This is a genomic window from Sinorhizobium chiapasense (genome assembly GCF_045277575.1).
Classification (GTDB): domain Bacteria; phylum Pseudomonadota; class Alphaproteobacteria; order Rhizobiales; family Rhizobiaceae; genus Ensifer; species Ensifer chiapasense_A.
Genome location: NZ_CP144206.1, coordinates 1,847,060 through 1,872,435, shown reverse-complemented (window position 1 = coordinate 1,872,435; position 25,376 = coordinate 1,847,060). Strand labels below are relative to the sequence as shown.

General features: G+C 58.4%; 19 protein-coding genes and 2 pseudogenes. 6 read left to right on the top strand and 15 right to left on the bottom strand.

Features of this window, described 5'->3' with window-relative positions:
* Positions 1-349: 349 nt before the first annotated feature.
* The 3 genes from QM996_RS27460 to QM996_RS27450 form a co-directional block, all read right to left on the bottom strand.
* Positions 350-1,891 (bottom strand): MBL fold metallo-hydrolase, encoded by a 1,542-nt coding sequence (locus QM996_RS27460; protein WP_500270409.1) that lies wholly within the window; start codon positions 1,889-1,891, stop codon positions 350-352.
* Positions 1,892-1,970: 79 nt separating this feature from the next.
* A complete protein-coding gene (locus QM996_RS27455; RefSeq protein ID WP_334197040.1) occupies positions 1,971-3,902 on the bottom strand; it encodes a gluzincin family metallopeptidase in 1,932 nt (643 codons plus the stop codon).
* Between the two features lie 27 nt (positions 3,903-3,929).
* On the bottom strand, positions 3,930-5,069 hold the full coding sequence (locus QM996_RS27450) for a patatin-like phospholipase family protein (protein ID WP_334198689.1): 1,140 nt from the start codon (positions 5,067-5,069) through the stop codon (positions 3,930-3,932).
* A 308-nt stretch (positions 5,070-5,377) separates the two neighbouring features.
* On the opposite strand from QM996_RS27450, the gene QM996_RS27445 reads away from it, so the two are divergent.
* Positions 5,378-6,640 carry a hypothetical protein gene (locus QM996_RS27445; RefSeq protein WP_334197039.1) on the top strand — a complete coding sequence of 421 codons (1,263 nt, stop codon included), beginning with the start codon at positions 5,378-5,380 and terminating at the stop codon, positions 6,638-6,640.
* 85 nt (positions 6,641-6,725) lie between these two features.
* Entirely contained in the window at positions 6,726-7,970 is a 1,245-nt protein-coding gene (locus QM996_RS27440; protein WP_500270408.1) for an endonuclease/exonuclease/phosphatase family protein, read from the top strand.
* Positions 7,971-8,605: 635 nt separating this feature from the next.
* Here the strand turns inward: QM996_RS27440 and QM996_RS27435 are convergent.
* Together QM996_RS27435 and QM996_RS27430 are read right to left on the bottom strand one after the other, a co-directional pair.
* Positions 8,606-8,962, bottom strand: coding sequence for a type II toxin-antitoxin system HicB family antitoxin (locus QM996_RS27435; protein ID WP_173519205.1), 357 nt, complete (start codon positions 8,960-8,962; stop codon positions 8,606-8,608).
* Positions 8,959-9,213 carry a type II toxin-antitoxin system HicA family toxin gene (locus QM996_RS27430; protein ID WP_334198688.1) on the bottom strand — a complete coding sequence of 85 codons (255 nt, stop codon included), beginning with the start codon at positions 9,211-9,213 and terminating at the stop codon, positions 8,959-8,961. The genes QM996_RS27435 and QM996_RS27430 overlap by 4 nt, the downstream gene beginning before the upstream one ends.
* 283 nt (positions 9,214-9,496) lie before the next feature.
* Between QM996_RS27430 and QM996_RS27425 the strand changes: the two are divergent.
* Positions 9,497-9,577: pseudogene (locus QM996_RS27425) on the top strand (transposase); the annotation flags it as partial.
* 307 nt (positions 9,578-9,884) lie between these two features.
* Positions 9,885-10,112 (top strand): annotated as a pseudogene (locus QM996_RS27420) (PAS domain-containing protein); the annotation flags it as partial.
* Positions 10,113-10,126: 14 nt separating this feature from the next.
* On the opposite strand, the gene QM996_RS27415 reads toward QM996_RS27420, so the two are convergent.
* The 3 genes from QM996_RS27415 to QM996_RS27405 are packed head-to-tail and all read right to left on the bottom strand — an operon-like array spanning position 10,127 to position 12,535.
* The gene (locus QM996_RS27415) at positions 10,127-10,927 is read right to left on the bottom strand and encodes a creatininase family protein (protein WP_334197035.1); all 801 of its coding nucleotides are present in this window, start codon (positions 10,925-10,927) and stop codon (positions 10,127-10,129) included.
* Between the two features lie 10 nt (positions 10,928-10,937).
* Positions 10,938-12,170, bottom strand: a complete 1,233-nt coding sequence (locus tag QM996_RS27410; RefSeq protein ID WP_334197034.1) for an NAD(P)/FAD-dependent oxidoreductase — start codon at positions 12,168-12,170, stop codon at positions 10,938-10,940.
* Positions 12,170-12,535: a MocE family 2Fe-2S type ferredoxin gene (locus QM996_RS27405; RefSeq protein ID WP_334197033.1), complete on the bottom strand. Its 366-nt coding sequence runs from the start codon at positions 12,533-12,535 to the stop codon at positions 12,170-12,172. The genes QM996_RS27410 and QM996_RS27405 overlap by 1 nt, the downstream gene beginning before the upstream one ends.
* On the opposite strand from QM996_RS27405, the gene QM996_RS27400 reads away from it, so the two are divergent.
* Entirely contained in the window at positions 12,522-12,734 is a 213-nt protein-coding gene (locus tag QM996_RS27400) for a type 1 periplasmic-binding domain-containing protein (RefSeq protein ID WP_334197032.1), read from the top strand. The genes QM996_RS27405 and QM996_RS27400 overlap by 14 nt on opposite strands.
* A gap of 1,124 nt (positions 12,735-13,858) precedes the next feature.
* Here the strand turns inward: QM996_RS27400 and fic are convergent.
* The 5 genes from fic to QM996_RS27375 form a co-directional block, all read right to left on the bottom strand.
* The gene (gene fic / locus QM996_RS27395; RefSeq protein ID WP_334197031.1) at positions 13,859-14,956 is read right to left on the bottom strand and encodes a protein adenylyltransferase Fic; all 1,098 of its coding nucleotides are present in this window, start codon (positions 14,954-14,956) and stop codon (positions 13,859-13,861) included.
* A gap of 746 nt (positions 14,957-15,702) precedes the next feature.
* The gene (locus QM996_RS27390; RefSeq protein WP_334197030.1) at positions 15,703-16,797 is read right to left on the bottom strand and encodes an IS1595 family transposase; all 1,095 of its coding nucleotides are present in this window, start codon (positions 16,795-16,797) and stop codon (positions 15,703-15,705) included.
* A gap of 150 nt (positions 16,798-16,947) precedes the next feature.
* The gene (locus tag QM996_RS27385) at positions 16,948-17,442 is read right to left on the bottom strand and encodes a DUF4411 family protein (protein WP_334197029.1); all 495 of its coding nucleotides are present in this window, start codon (positions 17,440-17,442) and stop codon (positions 16,948-16,950) included.
* A complete protein-coding gene (locus QM996_RS27380; protein ID WP_334197028.1) occupies positions 17,439-18,599 on the bottom strand; it encodes an ImmA/IrrE family metallo-endopeptidase in 1,161 nt (386 codons plus the stop codon). Before QM996_RS27380 ends, QM996_RS27385 begins: the two co-directional genes overlap by 4 nt.
* Before the next feature lie 612 nt (positions 18,600-19,211).
* Positions 19,212-19,946: an SDR family oxidoreductase gene (locus QM996_RS27375; protein WP_334197027.1), complete on the bottom strand. Its 735-nt coding sequence runs from the start codon at positions 19,944-19,946 to the stop codon at positions 19,212-19,214.
* A gap of 144 nt (positions 19,947-20,090) precedes the next feature.
* Between QM996_RS27375 and QM996_RS27370 the strand changes: the two genes are divergently transcribed.
* Positions 20,091-20,936: an AraC family transcriptional regulator gene (locus QM996_RS27370; RefSeq protein ID WP_334197026.1), complete on the top strand. Its 846-nt coding sequence runs from the start codon at positions 20,091-20,093 to the stop codon at positions 20,934-20,936.
* Between the two features lie 81 nt (positions 20,937-21,017).
* Here the strand turns inward: QM996_RS27370 and QM996_RS27365 are convergent, their stop codons facing one another.
* Both QM996_RS27365 and QM996_RS27360 read right to left on the bottom strand, forming a co-directional pair.
* The gene (locus QM996_RS27365; protein WP_334141816.1) at positions 21,018-22,217 is read right to left on the bottom strand and encodes an IS256 family transposase; all 1,200 of its coding nucleotides are present in this window, start codon (positions 22,215-22,217) and stop codon (positions 21,018-21,020) included.
* Between the two features lie 773 nt (positions 22,218-22,990).
* Entirely contained in the window at positions 22,991-24,733 is a 1,743-nt protein-coding gene (locus tag QM996_RS27360; RefSeq protein ID WP_334197025.1) for an adenylate/guanylate cyclase domain-containing protein, read from the bottom strand.
* Between the last annotated feature and the right edge of the window lie 643 nt (positions 24,734-25,376).

The following is a 25,376-nucleotide window of genomic DNA, read 5'->3' as shown; positions in this document are numbered from 1 at the left end:
CTAAGCGTGGATGACGCTTTTGGGACGGACGGAATCGTGCTCCCACGAACCTTGCACGGTGTGTTGCGGTGATGTTCCTTTTGGGCCACGAAGATCGCATAATGTATCAAGGGGAACGATGCTGGCAAACGATCCGCCACCGATAGGCGGGCTAAAAACTGGCTGCGATAAACCTAACGGGCATTGAATGCCGGCGACTTGGGTCGAAGGGATTGCTGGCGAGCGCGCGGGCGGCCCACGAGATGGCTTCGGCGTAGTCGCCGCGGACCATATGGACGTCCGCGATTCCACAAAGCGAAAAGTGCGTGTCGCTTGCCAGTTGATAGCGACGAATGGCCGGCAAGATAGCTTAGGATGTGGCGTAAGGAATATAATATTCCAGGGCAAGAAGCCCTTGACGGTCGGAAATCTCGTCGAGATTGTCGAAAAAGCACTGCCATCGTCGCGCATCGAGCTGCAGTTCGGATGAAAGAGTGTCGTCAGCATAGGCTTTGATATCCGCCTTTGCGCGATCGGCTCTAATCACACGGCCGCCCGTTTTTTCCATAAGGCGGTCCAGGAGCGCCCGAAAGGGCATTTTCCAATGCTTAGAGTTGTTGGCGAATGCTTCCTCCACGGGGATCATAGCGACCAGATCCGGATGGGTCATGAGCTCGAGGCCGAATTCCCTTGGGGTGGCGTTGTGGCTGGCATGGTGCCCGACCTTGTAGAGCACAGTTTTAGCCAGCAGATCGGCGGCGTTCACCGAACCGATGTCTCCTTTCTGTGCACCCGGTGGCCATATCAGATCGTGCCACGACAGCCAGCTGCCGATCTGAGCGTCACCTGGAAAGAGCAGTACGCGGCCATGAGGACCTTCGCCGAGCTCGAATGCGAGCACGAGGCTCGTGTTGTTCGTGTCTGAGTCAAGCTTGAGCGCCAGGGCTTCAGTTGCTCCGAGCCAGTCGATATCTACCTTTCGCCAGTCGTTTGCCAGATCGTCGTAGGACGACAGCGCTGTGGCTCGTGCGGCATCGTCCGTCCGTAGACCAATCTCAGCCAGCCTGTTGTCCAGCGGTATCATCGCTCGCAGGCCGAAAGGCAAACTCATCTGAAGCCTTTGCAAATCGTCCGCGTCGAGTGAACTCTCTTCACCTTCCAGCATCACAGACGCCGCTAAAAGGTAATCTTCGCCGACATCGCCGCTCAGCTGATAGACTTCAGCATGGTTCTTTCGCGGATTGCTACGCCTTAGCAGCTTTTCGTCCCGAGGAGGACCGAGAACATAAACGCCTATGTCGGCAGCAAATCCAAGCTCGGGCTTTGTGCCAGGCGTCAGGTAGCGCACTCGCTCGGCTTTCAGTTTCAGTCGTTCAAGAATGGCCGTTGTCGAGGCGGCACTCTTCACGCCGGGGCCATCTGGACCGATTCCAGCAAACGCCAGGACATTGCTCAGCTCGTCCAAGGGACCGGGTTCCAGCGGCTCTCCCTCGGCTTCGCTCGGGTCTTCGTCGTCGGAGTAACCTGGATGAGACATAAAGGATTTGTAATTGGCAAAGGCAGTGTAGCTTTTAGCCAACAGGGTCTTGACCTTTTCTCGACCTGCTCGCAGCCGCATAGCCTGCTCGTCGCGGGGATCTTCCGTCCATGCGAGCCACAGCTCGCTCACCGTAACATCAGAGAAGATGGACTTCGCCTGCTCAAATCCGGACAGGTGATCAACGTGCTCGTGGGTGACGACCAGCACATCCAGAATTGTCGTCACCGACTTGATATCGGCCATGATCCGATTCGCCTGTTCGGTGGCACCCGGCATACCCTGAAGAATGCCGCAATCGATCAGTATGTGGCGCGTTCGATCCCCCTCGGGCACGCCCAGAAGAAAACAGTCTCCCAGTATATCGCAATACATGCGGACGCTGACGCTCCTGGGCTGATCCTTTGGGCCTTGTCCTGCTGGCCGCCGGGTCACCGTCGTTCGTCTTGCCATCTCAGCAGCCTCCCATGCGATGCACAAACGCGAAGGGTTCGGCTTCATTGGTGTCGCCGAAATACGTCGAGCCTAAGGTTTCGCTGTCGGCCTCGAAGCGGTAGGAACGCTGCTCGTCAAGGCGCTCGTCGCTGGCGATGTCCTTCTTGACGCAATACCGCAGTGCTCGGGTCCTCAGATCAACGATAAGTGTTGCCCCACCCCGAAAGATAAAATCTGCACGGGCGCCCTTTACGCGCCCCCTCTCTTCTACCTCCCTTTGGAGGGCAGCAGATCGGTAGCCGCGTCTCTCCTGCGTAATTTCTATGACGAGCTGGCGCTCTTGTTCGCCGTCTGGACCAATGCGGTTTGCAAGTCTAACGGAATGGACTTCGAAAGCTGGTCCCGGTCCCGTGGTCTCCGTAGCGCGGGCCCTGCGTATCGTTTTGGGCGCGTCGTCGCGAAGCCACAGGCCCATTTCCCGGAGCGTCTCATGGGATATATCGGCATTGTTCCGCATCCAATGGGCAAGGCTCTGGCAGCGTTCAGCGGACCGCTCGTAAATCTCCTTTCGAGCCAAGGTCTGGCTGAAATTTATGTCTGTTATCCAATCGATCTCGATCGGATTTTCGGGGACCGACCAAAGCAGACTGTCCACCGACAGCGATCGGCAATCGCGCGGAAATATGCCGCGCCGCCGAAATGCCTCTATGATGGCGAGGCGGTAGCCGCGGTCATCTTCGGTGACCAGATCGTAATCGGCCGTGATCAGGGCTCGAAGGTAGTCACCGAACGTCATGTCGACCGGAGGGAGATAGTCTACAGCGCGGATGCACATGCGCAGAACGTGACTGGCAGACTTCGTAGCCTCTCTTGTCAGGCGCGCAACGAGATCGGGATGCAAATCACGATCGGGAAACCGCCTTCCGTCGCCGGTTGTCAGACGCAGCAAATCTGCAACGCGCGAGCGATAGATCGACACAAACGCATCGAACACGGCTGCAACCAGAATGGCCCCGCGCTCATGGGATTCGGTTGCCCGATCTATCGCTGAGGCGTCGGGCATCCCGGTGTCTGGGTCTACTGCATCGATGGCATCGCGCAACGCGCCGTAATGGCCGATGGCATGTCCGAACTGGACGGCGAGCCCGCTTAGCAGCGATCGCTGGCTGAGGTCGCCCCGCAGCTGGGCAATCTGTTGGCGCACCGCTTCTGGGAGAGTGAAATGCTGAAAAAGTGCGACGATATCGGCAAACGCTTCATGGAAAGCTAGCGTATCCGGATTGCTTGGTTCAATGAAGCGGCGATGCATGCCGTCCAAAATCGCGTGCGTCGTCTCGTGTGCCACGATGTCGTGCGAAAGACAGGTGAAGATCGTGCCGCCTGGCAGGTTTCGTCCGGCGTTTCGCCTGGAGGCTTGAAAATACCCGAAGAGCAGGGCCACCTTACGCGGGCTGTAGTAGGCGTTTGCCTCACGCAGGGCATGCGGATAGATCCTCAGTCGTTGGACGTACCGGTCAATCTTTTCGCCTGTCTTCCAGTCCCAAGGGCGGGGTGCCCAAAGCACAGGCCGGCCGAGCGCTCGTTCGAAATTGCGGATCGTCATCATCGCGACGGCGTATACCATCTGCTGATGAAATCTCGGATTTCCATCAGACGGCGGATATCCGTCCTGGACAAGCAGGGCGGTTTCGTTGAGATCGACAGGCGGATAGAAGCCGCCGCTTGCTGGGTCCACATCGATGACTTCGACGTATTCGCCGACCGGTCCCGGTTCAAGCTCCTCCCACCTCAGACTGATCGTTGCGGTGTTGATAACGGCGGTTTGCATGTCGAGCGATGCGGCTGGATCGAACGCGTAAATCCTAAGCCGTCTGAATGGCGGTTTCAGTTCCGGATTGCGCGGCTTTTGGCCAGCCCGCGGACCAGATATCGAAAAGGAGAGGTTTTCCATCGAGCGCTCCGGGCTTGCCGCTAACGGCTAATATTTTCCAGGGTAAGGAAAACGTACCGGGACACCGACCTCGATCCCGTACGATTGTTTCAAAGTATCGCGACAGTGCCGGCGAAGAGCCGTGTCTGCTATCGCATAGCCCCAGTTGATCAGCTTTTTCTGAGTAACTTCTGGCATGGCCTCCAGACGGGTCGGAGTGGCTGCAATCGGCGTCGGATCGAGATCGGCACATCCGAGTGGATCGGAGGTCGAGCCATAGTCTTTGAATGACGAGCGGATGCCCCAGTAACATCCGTCGTGCGCGCCGCGCAGGTAGCTATCGATCAAAGAGCGCTTCCGGAGACTTCGAACCTGATTGTCCACCACGTCGAGAATTCGAACCGAATGACGCGCCCAATCCTCGGCGGGTGTTTCCTCTGCTGCAATCTTCTGGCCGCCGTCACTGACCAACAGCGTCCGGCAGCGTTTAAATGCGGTCTCCAGTCCCAGATTGTCGTAGACACCGCCGTCGCTCAGGAGCACCTTTCGGCGATACTCCGGCAACGCAAGATCTGCGCCGTTGAACCAAGTCGTTGATCGTGGAACGGTCAGGCTTAAAGGTGAAAGTATCGGTGGAAACGCTGACGAAGCAGCGACGGCGACCGAGAGCTTCACCCCAGGATCGCGCACGAGCCCGACCCTGTAGTCGCCCATGTAGGGTCTCGAAAAGCGCCAGAGTGCACCAGACTGAATGTTAGTCGCATTGATTACAAAACGCGGTCCTTCACCGTCTGTCGGAAGGTCATCCGTTGTCCTGCCGCCAAAGAGTACCTCATCGTAAGCCTTTGCCACTCGATCACTGATGGTGCCCGGCAGGAGGATGCCGCCGAGAATAGCTCCGGCATCGACGCTTGTGCCTGCCATCTCGCGTATGTTGTCGATAACGATCGATAGGTTTCGGGCGCACCCGGCATCGTCGAAATCAAGATCCTTCCACCGAAGACCCAGATAGGCAGCCGTGATCGAGCCCCCGGAAACGCTGGACACGCGCGCGAGTTTCGGAAGAAGCCCGATCTCATTCAAGCGTATGATCGCTCCAACATGGAACACCATGGCGCGGTAGCCGCCGCCCGATAGGCACAGAGCGATGCCTTCGCGGCCCGGACCATCTACGTCATCATCGTTCATCACGGCAACGCTTCTCCTTCCTTCGATGGCATCGGAGGTCGGCCCGCACCGCGTGCGCGCCTCTCGAAAGGTTGTGCTGCATGTGCTCACTAAATTAGAATTGAATAATTCTATCGTGAAGTGCATAGTGAGCGCAACGCAATTTGTCGCCGGCGTGATTGGATAACTGCGCGATCGACGTATGAACGGCCGGCTTGGGCTGGCAGTGGCCCACAATGGAAAGCTTGGCCGGAGGGACGAGGGGCGAGCGCGCTGGTTTCGCACAATGCCGGCGAAAACCTTGGTATCGCTTTTGCATGGGGGATGAGGTGACCTGGACAACAACGGGCAAAGAGCTTGCCGTTTCGAAAGTGACGGGTCACCTTGATCGTCGCCCATCGCCCGTTAGAGGCCGGGCGCCGGCGGTAGAAAGGATCAACTTCACGCCGGTCGAGCTCTATGGTGCGATGGCGCGATGCTCGCATTTGCATATGGTCAACGCCGACGCCGTCACTGCGGAAAGTGAAACATGTCGGTACCTCTTGAGCCAGTATGTCGACGAGAGGCAGAAGCACTTTGCAATCCTCAAGACGGCGGATCGACTGAAGGATTTCTCACGAACCCACTTGGCCGGTGTTGTTGGTGCAGGTATCGCCTATCTGCAAATGATCCGCGACGGCTATGTCTGGTGTGACCACTTCGAAAACCTCGCCTTGGGCGGCAGCCAACCGACGAAGAAATCGCCTGACTTCGTGTTCAGTCGCCGCGAAGATGAAACCGTCGCTCTGACGGAATCGAAATCAACGCGCGGCAGTTCCAGGCCGCAATTCGATGGCACAGTAAGACGTGGTTATCTCGAGCAAGTCTCTCCATATCTTGGAATGGCGGTCGGGACTGCCGTTGCTTCGCACGGATTTGCTATAGGATCGTGGATGACATCGTCGACCAGCGCAGAGATTTTTGTTCACCACACCGCGTCCTCGTCGGGATCTGCCGGCTCTTCTGGTGAAGGATCGAGCGATCCGACTTCGGTAAGACGGGGAAATTATCTCAACGCGATGTCGCTGCTTTTCGGCAGCGACGTCGCAGCAGCAGCACGTTCAGGGCGTTGGACACCCGTCGATGCTCATTTTGTTACTGGGCGCTGGCTTGGGCGCGAGTGGCTTTTGGGGTTTGCTGCTCCAAATCGCCTGTACGAATATGATGGTGTTGCCGTCACTTTGCTCGACCGACCGGCATCTTCGCGCTCTTTCAACGGGTTCGCGCTCGATTGGGCGATAGCACGCCGTTTTCTCAGGTCACTCCTACCATTCGGCACGGGACCAAACCCGCTGATCGAACTTCCTGAAATAGATGCTCGTCTCATTGCAGAGGCGTCTCGCTCCGAAGGCGCGATTTTCCCGGATGGTTTTGCGGTTATTTCAAATGAAGCCGACCTTGAGGAAATTTCAGTCAGACCTCTTGGTCAGATTACAGAAGGTGCGTACATCGAAGACGTGAGCGACCCCTTTGATGAAGACGACGTTGAAAGACACTTCGAACAGATGCAGCTGAACGCCGATACGATCGAGCTATTGCCGTACAGTCGTTGATCGCAAATTTATCGGATCGCCTGAAAGCATCCCTCGAGCCTTTGTTTGGCCTCGCACCTTCACCCTGAAGGTTCTTTGGAGAACGATGATGCGCAGTCTGACCTCAATCCTGTTGTTGTCATGGTTTCTGTGCGGGAACGCCAGCGCGCGAGAATTGTCGGTCGCCACCTGGAACCTGGGGTGGCACATGGACAAAGCCACCGCTGGCGAGTGGATCGCGGCATGCAGTGGGCTCTTCCTGAAGGATGAAGCAACAAATGTCTGGAAGCCTTCCGTCGACAATACCGGTATTCCCGGCTGGCAAGTCAATTTTCGGGAGGAAGTCGAGTGGGACTGGGAGCGGTTCCCGGTTTGTGACGTCTACAAGGACCGCAATTTCGATACGGTGCCGGTTACTGAGGTTGCCTACGGCAAGCGGTTGCAGCAGCTCAACGACTTTCTCCGCAACACGGTTCCGGCCGACATCTATGCGTTTGAGGAGGTGAGTGGTGAGCAGGCCGTTCGTGACGCACTTCCTGACAGCGGTGCCGCATACGATGTTTGTACCTTCAAGGATTTTAAGGTTCAGCGACTTGCGATCGCGTGGAAGAAGGAACTGGGAACCGCCGCGAACTGCGACGTCGAGCCCAGCTTGAGCCTTCCCGGCAACCCCGACGCGGATCGGCCGCGGCCAGGTTTGTCGGTCGACTTAACCATCGATGGCGAACTGGTGCGAATCCTGGCCGTCCATCTGAAATCGTCGTGTGTCTCCCCGCTTGAGGCAAGCGGGAACCTGAGTGACGATCAGGATCGAGATTGTCGGCTGCTGCAGCAACAAATCGCGCCGCTCGAAACGTGGGTGGAAGACCTGGCAAGCACAGACAAGTTCATCGTGCTTGGAGACTTCAACCGCAATTTTTGGCACGAAGTGCACGAAACCGGACCCGTTCGCACGGACGGAAGTTCACCGCATATGCTGCTTCCCCCCGGCGTCTTGGTCCAGGATCTGTTTGGCGAGGTGTTCGACGATACGCCGGCGTTGACAACTGTCACACTCCTTGGCGAGCGCTGCCCGCTCAATTCAACAACGACGATACTTTGCGAGAAGGGTGAAACAGGACTTTTGACGGCCGATGAACGCCGCCAGCTCAGCCAGTCACAGAACCTCGGTTGCCGCAATCCGCTTGGTCTCGACCACATTTTGATTGGGCGCGGACTCGTGAACATCGAAGGTGCGGAGCACGTCGCGGTAGGCGCCTTTGGGGGAACAAAACCTGCGAGCGGACTTCATCCCGATCCCTTGCTTGCGATTTCGGACCATTGCCCTTTAACCGCCAAGTTGGCCTTTTGAAAAAGACTAAATGCATCCGTTCGTTGAGCGCAATTGGGGGGAATTCGCTTCGATATGATCAGGCCCTGCCGTTCATAGCCACCTAGGTACGGCGCCGGGCCCACGACTGAGGCGGAGTTCCACCATCAGCCGCACCTGCCACTTCCGAGACGTCAAGAAATTTGGCTTTGTTCGGTGAGGTCGGTTGCGGTCTCCGTCGTGGCCGTTAGCCTGCGGTATCGTGTCTTCAATTCGGGTGTTAAACCAACGACTTCTGTATTGCTGCTGTTCAGTGATTGGCTCAGAGCGCAACTGCGACCTCTTCCAGCGCATCGTCTAAGTATACAAACTGTCGTGCAAACTCCTCGATTTCTTCGGCCAGATAATATTCCGGCTCACCGAAACCAACGATCCGTGCGCGCATGCGATGGTAGGAGTGCATAAAATGTGACAAGCGGCCGGCCGCGGGACAGAAAAAGCTGCGGGCGGCATTGATTAAGTGAACACTTCTTGCCGGAGCCCGGTGCACAGCATGTTGCGAGATCGTTCACGTTTTGGGCCAAGAAGATCGCATAATGTATCGACTGGAATGCCAGTCTTGTGAGGAAGAGAATGGCCGAATGGAGTCTGCGGCCATCCTGCACCCAATGGACGCGCTACGCTGAAAGACGAGCTTCAGGGAAGTGCGCGGCGGCTTCTTCCAGAGCCTCCTCTGCCCACTGATTGAGGCTTTTTCCCGAAAGTTCGGCCGCCAGAGCAGCCCGGCGGTGCACTTCAGGAGCAACACGAAACATCATCTTGCCTGAATAGGGCCTTTGAGGCTCTTTGCCGATGCTCTTGCAGGCCTCAAGGTAATCATCGACCGCCTCGTGGAATGCCTTTTTCAGTTCACCAACGCTGTCCCCGTGAAACCCGACTACGTCAGAAATGCCTGCAATCTTACCGAAGAACAGTTCGTCCTCCGCGTCGAATTCTATGCGAGCGTGATAACCGTTGTAAGTCATGGTGTTCATGGTTCTACTCCAATTTGCGTCAGGAACTCGCGAGCATCGCGAACCTGATAACGCTTTGCCTCCTTGTCGGGATGAGGACGATGGAAGCTCGCGATTATGCCGTCCTTTTCGAACTTAACGCGAGAGCCGTTTCCTTCGATGACGTTCGCGCCGGCAGCGACAAGCAGGTTTTCTATAGCGGCCCACTCGATGGTTCCCGAGACCGGATCTTTGAAGACCGCAATGAGCGTCTTTTTCTGCTTGCTGTTCATGCTAGCATATATAGTGGCGCTTGCTATTTCTGCAAGCATTATTTCTCATGCAAATACGATCCGTGTTTTGAGTCCGATCTCTACTTGCGCGCCCGTGCACCCTTGACGCTGCGAAGATCCGTGCGCTCGTGGCTTTTGGCATAGTCGTTTGCGAGTCGCACGCCCGGAAAGAACTGGCGGCGGGTTCGATTCTTTTCAAGGCGTCCGAGTTCAACAGTCAGTCCATCCGAACGAACCAGCGTGCTCGAGGAAGACTGAGGATGCGCTGCCGCGGGCTATTATGCGGGCCGGGACCGTGGAACTGCGCATCCCGAAGCTTCGCACCGGCACCTATTTCCCGATCTTTCTCGAGCCGCGCCGCATGAACCGAACGACATCGACCAAGTCCGGCTGCGGCGGGAAGACCGCAATCGCCTCGGCGTTGCCCTTCAGCTTGCGCTGTTTCGCCACCCGGCATGAACCGCCGGCGCTCGGCACCTCCCTGCCGAGGGCCGCATGCGGATGGCTGAGAAGGACGCTCTGCGCATAAAAAGACAAATCGTGCAGAATAGTGAAAGCTCGGTCTGGGGTGTTGGCGCGCCGATTGGCATGGTGAGTGCACGTCCGCTGCCTCTGAGAGGGTGGAATGGTGGGATGGGGTTTCGAATGTGGGGCGAAGGGAAAATCTTTGGATGAGTCAAATAGTGCCGGACCAAGTCGCGCTGCAGTGCCAAGTCAACCGTCGTCAGCTGCAGATGATCATCGCGGGACTCGGCGAAGGCATCATTTTGATCGATCCGGAAACCGGAATCGTCTGGGCGAATGAAAGTGCATTGGCACTTCACAATGTCTCAGATCTCTCTGCGCTTGGCACATCCGCTGAGGACTACCGCGAACGTTTCGAGCTGAAATACAGGAACACACCTTTGGCGGATCATGCCACGTTGAGCGTCGCCCAGTGCTTTTTGCGCGCGTTCAGTTCCGCTGCGAGCGGCTCTATCGCATCGAAACATATATGAGAGAACTCGTCGTCGTTGAAGGTAAACGCCGAAACCGCGTTGCCGATCGCCACGAGAGAGGCGCCGAGAATGGCGGCGCCCTCTTCCGCCGTCGCCATGGTGACGTCGGGGTTTTGAGCGAAGCGGCCGAGAGGATCGGTGTCGACGCGGGCGGCTCTCGTCATGTCGACAAGATCGGGCCGGATCGCGAGGAGTTGGGAGAGTTCGTACCGCCCGGCATGATCGCCGGTGAACTGGCCTGCGACCAATTCCGGGTCCGTTCGGACGAAATGTTGTATCGGGAATTTGTCCGCGAATGCGTCCGCCACCATCCGGAGGTCCTTCTGGCTGCCATGATGACCGCTGACGACGACGACCGCCCGGAAACCTGCATTCCTGAACGCTCGGAATTGATAGAGCAGGGTCTCCAGCAGCAGATGTGGAGGAAGGGCTGCCAGCAGCGGATTGACGGTGCCCATCACCTCCTCGAGCCAAGGCCCGTGATATCCAGCCTCGTGGATGTGGTAGGCCATGGTCGGCGCAACGATGCCCCCGAACCGCCGGGCGGCTTGGTCGCAGAGCCAGTCGGCCTCGATGGTGTCGAGTCCGAACGGCGCGATATGTCCGTGCGGTTCGCACAATCCCATCGGCAGGTAAACCACTGGCTTAACCGCTCGACGTTCCAGGAATTCAGCGGGTTTCAGCATTTCCCAGCGGACGCCTTCGTCAAAGATCATTGTTCCAACCCTATCTTTTCAGCAGCGATTTCAGTTGCAGGTTCGGTGAGGACAATTCGTCGAGATCTTGCGGCTGACCGGCAGCAATCAGCATTTCGGAAAGCCGGATGTGCTTGGCGACGGAATTGCCCTGGCCGATGCCGCTCGCCCCAACGATCCGGTTGTTTTGGTCAAGGTGGAAGAGAAGAAGGCCACCGCCGGGCAAGTCCCGTCTGACCTGGCGAACCGCATCACTGGGAAGTCCCGCGATCTGAAGGCTCATCTCATACTGGTCCGACCAGAACCACGGAATGTTGTTCACGGCGCAGCGTTCGCCCAGCAGATTGGCGGAAACGATTTGGGACTGTTCCTGGGCATTGCGCCAGGCCTCCAGCCGAATGCGTTTGTTGCCATGGGTCGGCAGCGGAAACGAGCAGCAGTCGCCGGCAGCGTAGATGTCTGGATCGGACGTTTGCAGATACTCGTCGACGGCAATCCCATTGTCGATTTCGAGACCGGCATTGAGCGCGAGCTCGTTGTTTGGGATTGCACCGATCCCCACCACGACGTGGTCCGGGGTAATCGAGTCCCGGTTGGCCATTGCGATCAAGGGCATGCCGTTCTCGACGGCCAGCCTGACCTGCTCGGCGCCGCATACGATCTCGACGCCCTCCTGTCGGTGGCGGTTCGCCACGATGCACGCGATATCCTCTGGCACCGCGCGCTTGAGGAGCCGGTCCTGGGTTTCGATGACAGTCACGCGACAACCGGCGCTGCGGGCGGCGGCCGCAAGTTCCAGCCCGATGAATCCGCCTCCGATAATGGCGAGCGAGGCGCCGGCTCGTAGGGCCTCGCGAATGGCGAGAGCGTCTTCGAACGTGCGAAGCGTGTGGATTCGGCCGCTCACTGGAACGCCGGGGAGCCGCCGAGCCCGGGCGCCAGTCGCAAGAAGCAGCTTGTCATAGGAAATCGTGCTGTCATCGGAAAGGATCAACCGCTTGCTTGACCGATCGATGCCGACGACATCGATGCCAAGGCGCAGATCGATGGCAGCCGCCGCGTATTCCTCGCCGCGTGCGACCGGTCTGTAGAGCTCCACCTCACCGCAAACGGATTTCGAAAGCGGAGGCCGCTCGTAGGGCAGATGTCGTTCGCCGCCGATTAGCGTCAGCAATCCTTCGAAGCCCCGGGAGCGAAGGGCGAATGCGGCGCGAGCGCCACATTCGCCGGCGCCGACGACGGCAATTCTCGGAACCTTCAGCATCACTCCACCTGAACATGCACGCCGTCGTCATCAACCTTGACCGGATAAGTCCTGAGATTGACGCAGACCGGTGCACCCTTGGCTTCGCCGGTTCTGTAGTCGAACCGGCCATTGTGCTTCGGACACTCGATGATGTTGTCCATGACCAAGCCGTCCGCGAGGTGCACCTTTTCGTGGGTGCACAGGCCGTCGGTGGCATAGAACTTGTCGCCAGGGCTGCGGTAGATCGCGAACGTGCGCCCCGCGTGGTCGAACCGGATGACGTCCTCCTCGTCGACGTCATCGATGTCACAGGCCTTGATTGGTGCGATCCTAGCGATGAAGGCTGCAGGCGCCGATCCGAAGCCGATCGTGTCCGCCGGCATCGATGGCACCGGCGAGGCGCTCCAGCAGATGGCTGAAGGCAACCTCGACATTACGGTGTTCCACAACGCGAAGGGACAAGGGGTTAAGGCCGTCGAGGCGGTGACCAAAATGGTCAAGGGCGAGCCGGTCGAGCCCGTCTACTGGGTGCCGTTCGAACTCGTGACCAAGACGAACGAGGCCGAATACGCCTCGCGATAGGCTGGGCTCCTCCACAGCCCATCCCGGCGGCCGTCCACCGATCAAAGCGGTGGACGGCCGTTTTCTGTTTCCAACAAATCGTTCGGAAGTCTCTACAGGATGGGGCAGATGGAAATCGGAAACGCCTGCATGCTCGTCGTTCGCAGGCTCGAAATACTCGACTTTGAACGAAAGCCGAGACAAAGCGCTGGCGCTGGACAGCCCAGGGAAAGGAGCGCCGACCGCGTTGCTTTCTTTCGCTGTGCAAATTGGCGCCCCCCTAGGCGTTCCAGAAATGACGGGTACGCATCCCGGCAATCATCGGTTCGCCAGCGTCTTGATCTGGGATATTGATGCCGACTCCCGTGGAGCAACGGTCAAGCCGAACGGCAGATCAACCCTGTGCAGAGGGTTGTTGCGCGTATGTTCACGGTCGGGCCAAGCAGATCGCATAATGTATCGACTGGAAGCGGATCTTTGCCCTGGGATCCGGAATCCGAGGGCTCCGACCGTTGGCAGTCCATCCATATTTTAAGCTTGGTCCTGCAATTCCTCTACGACCGACGCTTCAGCGCATCAGTCGCACTGCACGCCATCCTGAATAAGTGGTTTGGCGACAAGGTCCCGAGGTCAAAACCCGGCGAACAAAAGAGTCTTGCTAGTCGAGTAGAGCCTGGGTGGACTAAAGGTCCCCGGCCTGTCAAAAGTCCCGAGGACGCGATCGCCGTTATCTTTAGAACGGGGTCGGGCGACCGATTGACGTCACGTTGCTGCCGCGAGATCACGCTGGCCGTCCTACTATTTATCAGCACCCGAAACTGGTCGGAATCAGCGGCCAATAGCGGGGTGCTTCTTTCGGCCCAAAGCGGCTGCTCTGCCGCACTTCGGATTGACGCCCAAGAGAGATCACTCGGGCGAGACCATCATAGCATGGACGGCGGACTTCGATCTTAAGAGTATGGTGGGCCCGGGCCGATAAGATCGCACAATGTATCGACTGGAGCGCATGGGCAGATCAAACCGCTCTCTTACGTCTCGTCGCATCCAGTTGCGTCGACCGCGCAGCTGCAGGCGGAGCTTTACGCCAGCGAGTACCACGATAACGAGACCTGAAGGCGCATGGTGTCCACCTTCTGGGACTAGGATCAAACGTCATTGAGACCGTTTCCGGTAAGCAGCTCGAGCAGCCGAGGATTGATGTAGAGGTTTTCACGACCAGATTTGACCTCTGCGAGAATATCGGCATCGACCAGCGCTTTTAGGTAGACTGCGGCGGCTTGCCGTTTTGCGATGCCTGCCGATACAACGTCTGAGATCCGGCAATAAGGGTTGACGAAAATGACTTCCGCGAGCTCGCGGGAATAGATTTTTGGCAATTCGCGACGCATCCGAGCGCCCGTATCGTCGAGAAGATCGCGGATCGCATGGATTTTTCTGTTTGACCATTCCGCAGTTTCGCGGATGCCGGCGAGCATGTAGAGGATCCAGTCCTCCCAGGCACCTTCCGTCGTCACCCGCTGGAGATGGTCGTAGTAAGCTCGCTTGTTACCGATAATATACCGGCTCAGATAAAGCACGGGAATGTTGAGCAACCCCTTGTCAACGAGATAGAGGAGATTGAGAACGCGGCCTGTTCTTCCATTGCCATCGGTGAAGGGGTGGATCGCTTCAAACTGGTAGTGCATGACTGCAAGCCGGATCAGCGGATCGATGTCTTCGGCCTCATGGATGTAGCGTTCCCAATTTGACAGCTTGCCCCTTAATAGATCGCGACCTTCAGGAGGCGTGTAGATGACCTTTCCCGTCGCCTCGTTGTAGAGCGCGGTCCCCGGGGTGGCGCGTATGTCGAGGTCAATACCCTTTATTGTCCGGCAGATTTCGATCGCCATTGTTGTTGAAACTGGTCGCTCTTTGAGCAGTTGGAAGCCTTGGTGCAGCGCGGTGCGGTAGCGTAGAGCTTCCTTTGTTGCAGGGTCCGGCGAATGCCCCACATCTCCAGCAAAGCGGAACATTCGGTCGGTCGTCGTAACGATGTTTTCGATCTCTGAGCTCGCCTGTGCTTCCAACAAAGGGATGGAGTTGATCAGCACAGACTGATTTGGAATGAGCTCTCCGGATACTTTGAGTTCTGCCAGCGCTGCGCGCGCTGTAATGCACGCTTTGAGAACTGCCTTCGTCTCAAGGTCCTGGTTGGGTGGTAGTGTTGGCAGATCGTTGTAGGGGCGGTCAGGCCGAAACGGCATTCTAGTTTCCTTGCTCCGGTCGAAACTGTGTCCGGATATGTCGCTGGCGGCGACATGTTGCATAAACGTGTCGATGGAATCGGATTTTATCGACATATGCCGTTTGGTCAATCGAGAACTTGACCGCCCTTAATACGGTCCCGTAGTAGATTTCGCACCTTCCTCGAGAACTCATCGAGCGTCGCTCCAACGCGGTTCACCTGCCAGAGCGCGGGCGTGAGGTCGGGAACATACCTGGTCACGCATACTCTTTGTTTGCGGAGAGAGCTACCAAATATGCCACCGTACGCTTGCGCAGGACAAGACCTGCATCCACCGCCATTCGGGCCCGCTCGCCAAGATCGTGCTTGAGGTCATGGATCGTGGCGGCGCCGGCGTTCGCTTCTCCAAACCGAAAGACTAACCCAATGACAGGGCGAGCCCGCAGGTACTCGTCTTTCAATAAATCTAGCGTGCACCGTGAATGCTGGTCGCCGGCGCCTCAGATAGGCGGCGCGTCGCATGCGCCGCATGATTAGTATAGTGCCTGGGCGAGCCTTCCAGGTAGGGTTTCATACATTCGGATGGACTCCAGCATAACCGAGTATGAGCGCTGCCGGACGACGGTCGCGACGGGTGAGCAGCGCGGCTACCGAAGCATTGGACTGACTCGAGGAGCTCCAGGCGTTCATCGCTTCACGTCTGGAGCTGTTCCCGGGATGTTCACGGTCTAGGCCATGCAGATCGCATAATGTATCGGGCCTTTATCAACCAAAGACAGCGACTGCTGATTTGACGATGATGCCACCATCCCGACTTCTGCGCAGTTGACGGCCGGTCGCGGCGCGAAAGATTTGCAGCAATTGCAGCGCCGGTGGCACGCGTGACCAAAGGGTTTTCATGCGTTCCCTGCCATTTCGGCTTTTCCGCACAGCCTGGCCCGTCACAATGCGCTGTGACCAGCGGAAACCGATCTCGTGGAAATACAGGTCGGCGTGCTGCGGGCTGATGTGATGAAAGACGCCGGCAATTGTGCGGCGGACGCGGGCATTGAAACCTTCGACCGAATTGACATGAACGGCGTCACGAACGTATTCGCGGCTGGAATGCTTCACAGTGTCATGTCTGGCATAGCTCTCGCCAAGGGCCATGAACGCTGTCGCCTCATCGCTCATCAAGCAGGCGTCGGGGTCGATCTGCGCTTCGGCGGCGCGCGCCGCTGCCCGGAGCGAAAGACCAGTCACTACCGCAGCACGCGCGTCACCGGCCGGAGTGCCGGGTGTGATGTCATCTGGCCGTTGAACGATCACCATGACAGGCGTCTTCTGGGTATTCGGTAGGCCTTTTCGGCCTCGTCCAGGCGGTGGATCGTCCGGATTTATTCTTGCGCGCCCACCGAGATAAAAATGGTCGATCTCCACCGTGCCATCGAGCATGTGCTCGCGCGCCGCCATCAGACGCAGCGCGTGTCCCATCCGCCAGGCCGTGGGTTGGCTCACCCCCAGAGCCTCGGCCAGACGCACCGAGGACAAACCTTTATCCGACTGCAGCATGAGCCACATGCCCTTCAGCCAGACACTCAAAGGAAGTTTTGTGGAATGCAGCGGCGTGTGGGTCGTCACCGTAAACTGGAACCGACACTCGCCGCTGGAGCATTGATAGAGACCCGGACGCGCACGCCGCTTGCCCATATCGCGCCCGGCGATCGCGATCGAGCGCTTGTAACCACAGGCGGGGCAAACTCTTCCGGCCGGCCACACCATGCTTTCCAGCAATCGCCGACACTGTTCCTCATCGCGAAAGGCCACGACCATATCTTCCGCGGTCCGAATGTTGGTAAGCGCTGCAAGCATCTCCGACATTCTCATCTCCTTCGGATCATGCCCGAAGAATCGCATGGTAGCCCTTGTGTATCAAGGCTACCGCTGTCTTTGGTTGATAAAGGCCATGTATCGTCGGGAACCCGGATTTCCGTATCGGTTCGAGCATGGCATGCCGCCGGTCTTTGATTGTTATGCCGACCAAACGAACTTTGCGGAGAACTGGCGGAGCGCTTCGAATGTGTTCATGAAGGGAACGTCGAAGACCAGGCAGACATCCGGGATCAGGACGCGCTTCTTCGATTCCGGGTTCGGCAGTTCATGGGTGACGACGGTGGCGCCGATCGAACGGGCCTTGGCGATCAGCAGTGAATCGGCGCTGTCGAGGAACTTTGCAACTGCCGGCTCACTATAATGGGCCGTTGCCACGTGCTGGACGATCTCGGCGAAATTGCCTTGCGTGTCGACGTCATCGACGGCCAGGAACCACGCGGCATCCTTCCGGTCCTTGGCCCAGTCCGCGAGTTCATCATTCCCGCCGGTCATTTCGTCGCGAACACTGACGATTGACGCGACGTCGCCGTCGCAGACCGCATCCATCCAGTCCCAGAAACCCGGGCAGATGTCGAAGGCGTAATATCGGTTCTTAGCCTCGATGAAGACGTTCGTGTCGAGCAGAAATTTCATTGCGTCGGGCGACCGTTCTTATGATAGCTGAGGATCGCCGTCGGCTGAGCGTTCAACAAGGATGCAGCATGGCGCAGAAGCAACCCGCCGCCGACCGCCTGATTGACGACCGCGCGCGTAAAGCGCAGCCCGTTGCGCAAGGGCAGGTTATTGTGGAAGCTCCCGCCTTCGCTTGCTGGCGTATCGCTCCACCGCGCGACCTCGGTTGCGTAAAAACGCGAATAGCTCGCCTGATCTATCAAGCCGAGATCGAGCGCGCGCCGCACGATTACGATGCGGCTGACCTTGTAGACGCGGCTCAGCCGGTCGGCATTGTCCGACAGGCTATCCGCTGCGCGCCATTGTGCTGCGAAACCGGCCGCCGGGATCAGGAACTCCGCGGCGATCTCGTTGCACTTGCGTTCGACCTTCTGGTGGACGCCATAGTTCGCGTCGCCCAGTTGGACGTTGGAAACGCCGCTTTCGCCAAGCCAAATATGCGCGAGTTCGTGCGCAAAGGTGAAGATCTGCGCCGCCTTGGCATCCTTTCCGTTGATGAAAATCAGCGGAACGACCTTGTCGCTGATGGCAAAGCCACGGAACTGGCTGACGGAAAGTGGGCGGTGGGTGTTGCTGCCGACGATACCATTGCGCATGACCCATATTCCGGCCGCCTCGGCTCTGTCGATGAGCATGCGTAGGTGCTCTTCCCAATTGCCGGTCTGCGGCGGCCCTTCCTCACCGTAGAGGGACTTTCGCATGTCGGCGGCGACAGTCTCGGCGCTATCGTTGACGGTGAATTTTCCGACGAATTCCAGTTCGAGGCCGGCATGATCCTGGATGAAGTCTCGGAACCAATCGCGTTTGAAGAGAACGTCATTTAGGAGGTCACGGAAGTTCAAATCGAGCTTACCGGCTGGGTCGCCGCCAACAGTTCGAAGATCAGGAATCGCGAGCTTTTCCTCGGGAGGTTCCTTCAGGAATAGGTATCCGAAGGGAATATGCAGCGCGCTAGACAGGCTTTGGGCCTGGCGGAAGGTCGGGCGCTCGTCGCCCTCGATCCAGGTCGCAATACGCTCCGGCTTCACGTTGACCTTTTTCGCGACGACATCGAGCGGGATCTCGGCGCGGTCAACCGCCCAAGCCAGAACCTTCTCATTGATCATTGCGTCGGTCATGTGCTGCGGAGCCTGCGGAAATATGCCAATTCGTACATATCGGAATTTGGTAACGAAAGCTTATGCGAAACTTTCGCACAAGAATAAAGCTTTTCGAGGCGGCGACGTAAGACGGGTAACTACGCCTCGGAACGCGCTTGTTCGCACCACAGTCGGAGTGCTCGCCATCGATGAAGCCGTTTCATACGGTATGTGTGGCGCTGCTCTCCCAAATTCAACGAGCATCCGGCTGGTCAGTGCGTCGGCAGGCCGGAGACTAACTCGAAGTCCATAGTCGAGCCTTATGCCGCCCTTCCTTAAATCGTGGGTTTTGGGTTCGTATCTCTTCAAGGCGAAGGATCGGAGACATCCGGACTGAGCGGCATGTTGCCGGCTTCCAGTCGGCTCGGGCGGAGGGAGAGTTCGCGTTGCTGCCTTTGATCTGAACGCCCGAGAAGCGGGAGGAACGGTTTCTTTGTTGTGTATGAATCCGAGAGTCTCAATTGCGGAAGCTGACGGGCTGCTTCGAGGCCCCGATCTGAGATAGCTGCCGTTCAGCAGCACATCGGCCAAGCGGCTTCCGACCAGAGACGACTATTGGCCAAGGCCGGAGATTCACCCGAAATCAGACGTTCAATCCTGGGCTGTTGGTCGAATTACAATACTGCCAATGTCCACATCGGCCGGCTGCTCGATCGCATAGGCAATGCCCCGAGCGATCGAAGTCGGTGAGATAGCGACACTAGATGCGCGTTCTCCAATTGCCGACTTCACGGCGGGATCGGTTATCGAGCTTGCAAAGTCAGTCGAGATCATCCCCGGCGAAATCTCGGTGACCCTCAGATGCGGTCCTGCTTCCTGCCTCAAGGCTTCGCTGATGGTCCGCACTGCGTTCTTGGTCGCGGCATACACACCCATGGTGGGCAGGATTTTGATGCCTGCGGTCGAGACGATGTTGATGACGTGGCCCGACTGTTGACGCTGGAAGACCGGCAATGCCGCAGCGATGCCGTAGAGCGTGCCACGCAAATTGACGTCGATCATGGCGTCCCAGTCCTCGACGCGGAGCGCATCGAAACGGGATATGGGGCCAATCCCGGCATTGTTCACAATGACGTCGAGCCTACCGCCATGCTCAATTGCCAATGCTACAAGTGCTTCAAGATCGCTCCGCTGGCGAACGTCGGTCGCCTTGTGCACGGCCTTGCCGCCTGCAGCGATGATTTCATCTACGATCGCTGCGAGTGCCTCCTCGCGGCGCGCGCCTAGAACGACAAAAGCCCCTCGTTCTGCGAGCAGTTTCGCCGTCGCGCGTCCGATCCCGCTACTTGCGCCTGTGATGGCGACAACCTTGCCTTCGATACCCAAAACAATTCTCCTTCATTGATGTCATCGGAGAAGATAGGCACGTGGTTCAAGATGAGCTATGCTAGGATGTCTATGGATTTATCGCGATCGTCTAAAGCTGTAACTGACCCCCTATCGGATGTCCTCAACGTTCTTGGCGCGAGGGTGAGCCGCCGCACCCGGCTGGAGGCAGCAGGACGATGGGCTCTCACATTTCCAGCGCTCGACCGGCTCAAGTTTGTGGCACTGTTGCGGGGAACCGGCTGGATAATGCTACCGGCGCGGGCGCCCCAGCTCATGAGCACGGGGGACGTCTGCCTGTTAGGGCGCACGGCATATGCTATAGCCAGCGATCCGGAGGTGCCGCCCCTCGACGGCCAAACCTTCTACGGCATCGGTGATGTTGCGCGTCTTGGGGGTGACGAGACAGTTGCGATCGGGGGAACCGTCACGTTCGACCCCGGAAATGTGGACTTTTTGCTCGACATGCTGCCGGATTTCCTGTTCGTCCCTCGATCCTCGCCTGCATCTGGAGCGATGGCGACGATCCTGGGGCTGATGAATGACGAGATCGAGCGCGATATCATCGGCAGCGAGATCGTCAATGCGCGGCTCGCCGATGTGTTGTTGGTGGAGGCGATCCGCGCCTATGCGGGGAGTATCGATGCGGTCGAGATCGGATGGCTTGGCGCTCTGACGGATCCCCGGCTCGGTCGGGTACTTCGCCTCATTCATGGGGACGTCGCGCAGCCGTGGACGGTGGCCCAGCTTGCCAGTGTGGCCGGTATGTCGCGGGCTGCCTTTTCTGCTGAGTTCACGCGCCGTGTGGGACAGCCGCCACTCGCCTATGTGCGGGCGTGGCGTCTCACCATCGCGCGTGCGGCGCTGACTCGGAGTGATGAGACTGTCGCCAGTGTCTCACGCAAGGTTGGCTATACGTCGCAGAGTGCATTCGGCCATGCTTTCAGGTCCGCCTTCGGTTCACCTCCAAAAGCTCATGCTCGATCGTGAGAAGCATCAGCTTGGATGACGTCCCAGGGAGTGGTGTAGCTTCGGCGATCGCCGTGCTTTCCGGACGGAGCCGGGAATGGGTCAGCTTGCCGCAGCGGGCAGGCTGATGAGCGGATCATCGCTCATTGCGGCGATGGTCTCAAGGGTCAGGTATCTGGAGCGCTGGACGGCCCACTCGTCGTTCTGTTCGAGCAGCAATGCGCCGACGAGGCGGACGATGGCGTCATCGTTGGGGAAGATGCCGACAACCTCGGTGCGCCGCTTGATCTCCCCATTGAGGCGCTCGATGGGGTTGGTGCTGTGAAGCTTGGCCCAGTGCTGCCTGGGAAAGGTCATATAGGCGAGCACGTCTTCTTCAGCGGTGTCCATGAGTTGGGCGAGCTTCGGCACTTTCGGCCTGATCTGGTCGGCGACGTTACGCCACTGAGTGCTTGCGGTCTCCGGCGTATCTTGGGCGAAGGCTGTGGCGATGAAGGCGGAGACCACTCGTCGCCCGCTCTTTCCGGCATGGGCCAGCGCGTTTCTCATGAAGTGAACCCTGCACCTCTGCCAGGTGGCCGATAGAACCTTGGAGACGGCGGCCTTGATCCCTTCATGGGCATCGGAGACGACGAGCTTGACGCCTCTGAGACCCCTTCGCGTCAGTTTGCGCAGAAAATCCGTCCAGATCGGCTCGGCCTCGGACGTGCCAATCTCCATGCCCAAGACCTCGCGCCGTCCGTCGGTGTTGACGCCGACGGCGATGATGACGGCGACCGAGACGATGCGGCCACCGCGACGAACCTTCAGATAGGTGGCGTCGATCCACAGATATGGCCAGTCGCCTTCAATGGGGCGGCTGAGGAACGCCTTCACCTTGTCGTCGATCTCCTCGCACAACCTCGAGACCTGGCTCTTGGAGATGCCGCTCATGCCCATCGCCTTGACCAGGTCGTCGACGGAGCGGGTCGAAACGCCCTGGATGTAGGCTTCCTGTATCACGGCCGTCAGAGCCTTCTCGGCCATGCGGCGCGGCTCGAGAAAGCTCGGGAAATAGGTGCCGGTACGCAGCTTCGGGATGCGCAGTTCCACGGTCCCGGCCCGTGTTTCCCAGTCGCGCTCGCGGTAGCCGTTACGTTGGGCAAGCCGAAAGGCGCTCTTCTCGCCATAGGCTGCGCCCGTCTTCGCCCCGACCTCCAGCTCCATCAGCTTCTCGGCGGCAAAGCCAATCATCTCCCGCAGCAAATCCGCGTCCGCGCTCTTCTCAACAAGCGAGCGCAGGTTCATCATCTCGTCGGTCATCGGTGATCTTTCCATCAGGTTGAGCTTGAACAACCCGACCCTACCGGAAAAACACTGATGGCCGCCTTCCTGCTACACCACTCCCTGGGACGTCATCTCAGCTTGCAGTACAATGAGCCTGGAAGCGCGCGTCCCGAAGCAGCGGCACAGGCCGCAACAGCAGGAGGGCGCACACCGGCCGAGGTCGGTGCTCGCGGTTGGCCGAGCTGGTCAAGCGCGAGTGTGCCTCAGCTGTCGTTTCGACCTCGCGAGATGCGGCAGCCACCGGCGACGTTGAGGTTACCAGGATGACGTGCGTTAAAGAACCTCTCAATCTGCCTGCATGTAATCCGCCACGCTGTAGCAATGGCTCGCCTGATAGGCGTTCCGCCCGCGGTTCATGTGCGTCAGGTTGAAGGTGCGAATGGCGCGCACCACGCGGCGGCTAGACTTCCCAAGACCGACGCCAGAAGGACAAGGCGGAGAAAGCGCACCATCGTCATCGGAGCCCCTCCCAGCGGAGCGAAACCAAGTGACCGCAATCCAGGTCACAAAGTTCTGTAAACCACAGGATACTCTGAAAATATGTGGTCTTCCTCACTTTGTGTGGTTCACTTACCTTAGGCGTAACGCCGCTGCGACCAACATGCCGGAGTCCATTCGCCGCCCAACCAGCGCCAAGCCCTTCTTTCGGCACTTGACGGTGCTGAGCAACATGTTCATCGACGACGAAGATCACAGTCCGCAAAGCTGTACGAGTTGAAATTGCCGGCGTCCTACGAGCCCGAACACATTCAGTCCGGTAATCCGGCCATGCGATAGCCTTCGACGAAGCGCTGGAGTGTCTCCGGATCGCGGGTGGGTTGTGCAGCGGCCCAGTGGGTAATCGTGAACTTCGGGGCCATCGCCATGAATAGAGCTGCCTCACGCGTCGCCTCGTCTATGCGTCCGAGTTGGGCAAGGCTCGCCGCCAGTATGCGGCGTGAGGGGCTGCGGTAGATCGCCTCCATGCGCAGAATCTTGACGGCGTCTTCATATTGGCAGGCCGCGTAATGGGCGAATCCAAGCTGCCAATAATACCACCCGGCCGGGTGCGGGTTTAGGCGAAGCGCCCTTTGGATCATTTCGATTGCTTCCGATGTGCGACCGGCCAACGCCGCAATCTCGGAGCAGATGGCTAGGGCATCCGCATTGTTTGGTTCCAGCGCGAAGGCGACTGCAAACTCCTTATCGGACTCGGGCCAATGTTTTTCATAGGCCAACAAATATCCCAAAAACCAATGATTGGCAGCGTCGTTCTCGTCCAATGCTACAGCTTTGCGGGCCAGTTGAAGGACTCGTGATATGTTCTCCCCCGTGGGTTCAATGCCCTGCGCCCACAATTGCCAGTAAACAAAAGCCAGCCAGCGAAATGCCTCCGCATATTCGGAATCGATGGAGACTGCCTGGTTCAAGAGTATCTCGGCCTCGCGAAGCGCTTCTGGGGAACTGTTGAATGCTGAGATCAGACTTCGCCCGCGGACACAAAGGTCATACGCTTCCAGGCTCTTCGGACGGCTGCGTGACGGTGAGTTCGCCAAGCGTCCAACAAGGGCCTCGACGATCTTGTCTGTGACTTCGTCCTGTACGCCGAAAATGTCTTCGAGATTTCGGTCGAAGCGTTCGGCCCAGAGATGATCTCCGCCAACGGCATCGACGAGTTGAACGTTGATGCGCACGCGACCGGCGGCGCGGCGTGCACTACCCTCCACGAGGTAGCGGACGCCCAACTCGCGCGCGATCAATCGAACGTCGGCCGACTGCCCCTTGTAGGCGAAGCTTGAATGGCGCGCGATGACAAACAGGCCGGCATTTCTTGAAAGGTCGGTAATAAGGTCTTCGGTCAATCCGTCTGTGAAAACGTCGTATTCGGCTTCCCCGCTCAGATTGGTGAAGGGCAACACGGCGATGGACGGCCTGGCAGGCAGCGGCAGCTCCGCTTTTTCTGCGTGATCCTTCGTGGCTCCGGGCTCGTAAAGTACCCGATAGACATGCACCTCTTCGGCGATGTTTTTCAGGGATTTCGGCCCGAGATCATCGAAGCCAAGCGCGAGCTTCCGCTTGACTTGATCGCGGATGCCCGCCGATACGTAGATGGCACCCGGCTCGGCGAGGCTTTGTATCCTTGCGGCGATGTTGACGCCGTCGCCATAGACGTCGCCGCCGTCAATGACGACATCGCCGAGATTGATCCCGATGCGCAAGACGATACGGCGCGCCTCCGGGAGGGCCGCGTTTGCATCCTGCATCTTCCGCTGCAACTCGATCGCGCCCGACAGGGCGTTGACCGCGCTTGGAAACTCCAGGAGAACCCCGTCTCCCATCACTTTGACGATGCGGCCGCCATGCGCGCGCACGATAGGCTGAAGAATTGTCGCCCGGCGCTCCTTCAGCGCTGCCAGCGTCGCAACTTCGTCCTTCTCCATCAATCGCGAGTAACCAACGACGTCCGCGACGACGATGGCTGCGAGACGGCGCTTGACGTGTTCTTCGGCCATTGGGACTTACCCGGGTGCGGCGACAATCTGATGATATTTGCGCCTTGGGACGAAGTCCAATGAACTGGTTCGAACGCAGATGCGTCTTTGAGGAGGCGCTAACGGTCCGCTCCGGCTATATCCTCCGCAATTCGCCGGATGAACTCGTCGCCGGTGCTTCCGTCGCCAGAGCGTACTTAATGGAGGCGATCAGACCCGAGGCCTCCGAACCCTCGCCGCCTCGGCAGTCAAATTCAGGTGGGACCAGGATCATCGCTAGAACTCCTTACGGAGTTCCAACTCGTTTATGCGGACGTTGTTCTCATTTGAGGGTGCTCGGTTGCAAGAAAATGGCCCCGAAAGGGGACAACCGGGCCAAGAGTGCGTAATCCGGGCTCCAGTGGGAAGGGGAGATCAGAGCCCGCCGATGACCCCGCATCATGGTCACCGACATCTAATAAACCGGCATTGGCACGTAACGTTCCTTCAGAACTCCCCGACGTCGATATTCGGGCGTTTCCCTGGGGGGTTGGCAGCCACGTCCACCAGCATGAGCGGTTCGGCGCTGTAGGTGCGTAGCAGGTCACCTGAGAGACGTCGACTTCAAGTCCGGTCTTCGCCGCAAACTTCACGGCAGCATTAAACTCCCGCATGGCGTCGTGCA

Coding starts and splice junctions, on each gene's coding strand:
- QM996_RS27390 (WP_334197030.1), bottom strand. CDS start 16,797: ATGTCGGAGATGCTTGCAGCGCTTACCAACATTCGGACCGCGGAAGAT.
- QM996_RS27460 (WP_500270409.1), bottom strand. CDS start 1,891: ATGTATTGCGATATACTGGGAGACTGTTTTCTTCTGGGCGTGCCCGAG.
- QM996_RS27455 (WP_334197040.1), bottom strand. CDS start 3,902: ATGGAAAACCTCTCCTTTTCGATATCTGGTCCGCGGGCTGGCCAAAAG.
- QM996_RS27435 (WP_173519205.1), bottom strand. CDS start 8,962: ATGAACACCATGACTTACAACGGTTATCACGCTCGCATAGAATTCGAC.
- QM996_RS27385 (WP_334197029.1), bottom strand. CDS start 17,442: ATGAAATTTCTGCTCGACACGAACGTCTTCATCGAGGCTAAGAACCGA.
- fic (WP_334197031.1), bottom strand. CDS start 14,956: ATGCCGTTTCGGCCTGACCGCCCCTACAACGATCTGCCAACACTACCA.
- QM996_RS27410 (WP_334197034.1), bottom strand. CDS start 12,170: ATGCTGAAGGTTCCGAGAATTGCCGTCGTCGGCGCCGGCGAATGTGGC.
- QM996_RS27450 (WP_334198689.1), bottom strand. CDS start 5,069: ATGAACGATGATGACGTAGATGGTCCGGGCCGCGAAGGCATCGCTCTG.
- QM996_RS27365 (WP_334141816.1), bottom strand. CDS start 22,217: ATGACCGACGAGATGATGAACCTGCGCTCGCTTGTTGAGAAGAGCGCG.
- QM996_RS27415 (WP_334197035.1), bottom strand. CDS start 10,927: ATGATCTTTGACGAAGGCGTCCGCTGGGAAATGCTGAAACCCGCTGAA.
- QM996_RS27440 (WP_500270408.1), top strand. CDS start 6,726: ATGATGCGCAGTCTGACCTCAATCCTGTTGTTGTCATGGTTTCTGTGC.
- QM996_RS27405 (WP_334197033.1), bottom strand. CDS start 12,535: ATGCCGGCGGACACGATCGGCTTCGGATCGGCGCCTGCAGCCTTCATC.
- QM996_RS27360 (WP_334197025.1), bottom strand. CDS start 24,733: ATGGCCGAAGAACACGTCAAGCGCCGTCTCGCAGCCATCGTCGTCGCG.
- QM996_RS27380 (WP_334197028.1), bottom strand. CDS start 18,599: ATGACCGACGCAATGATCAATGAGAAGGTTCTGGCTTGGGCGGTTGAC.
- QM996_RS27430 (WP_334198688.1), bottom strand. CDS start 9,213: ATGAACAGCAAGCAGAAAAAGACGCTCATTGCGGTCTTCAAAGATCCG.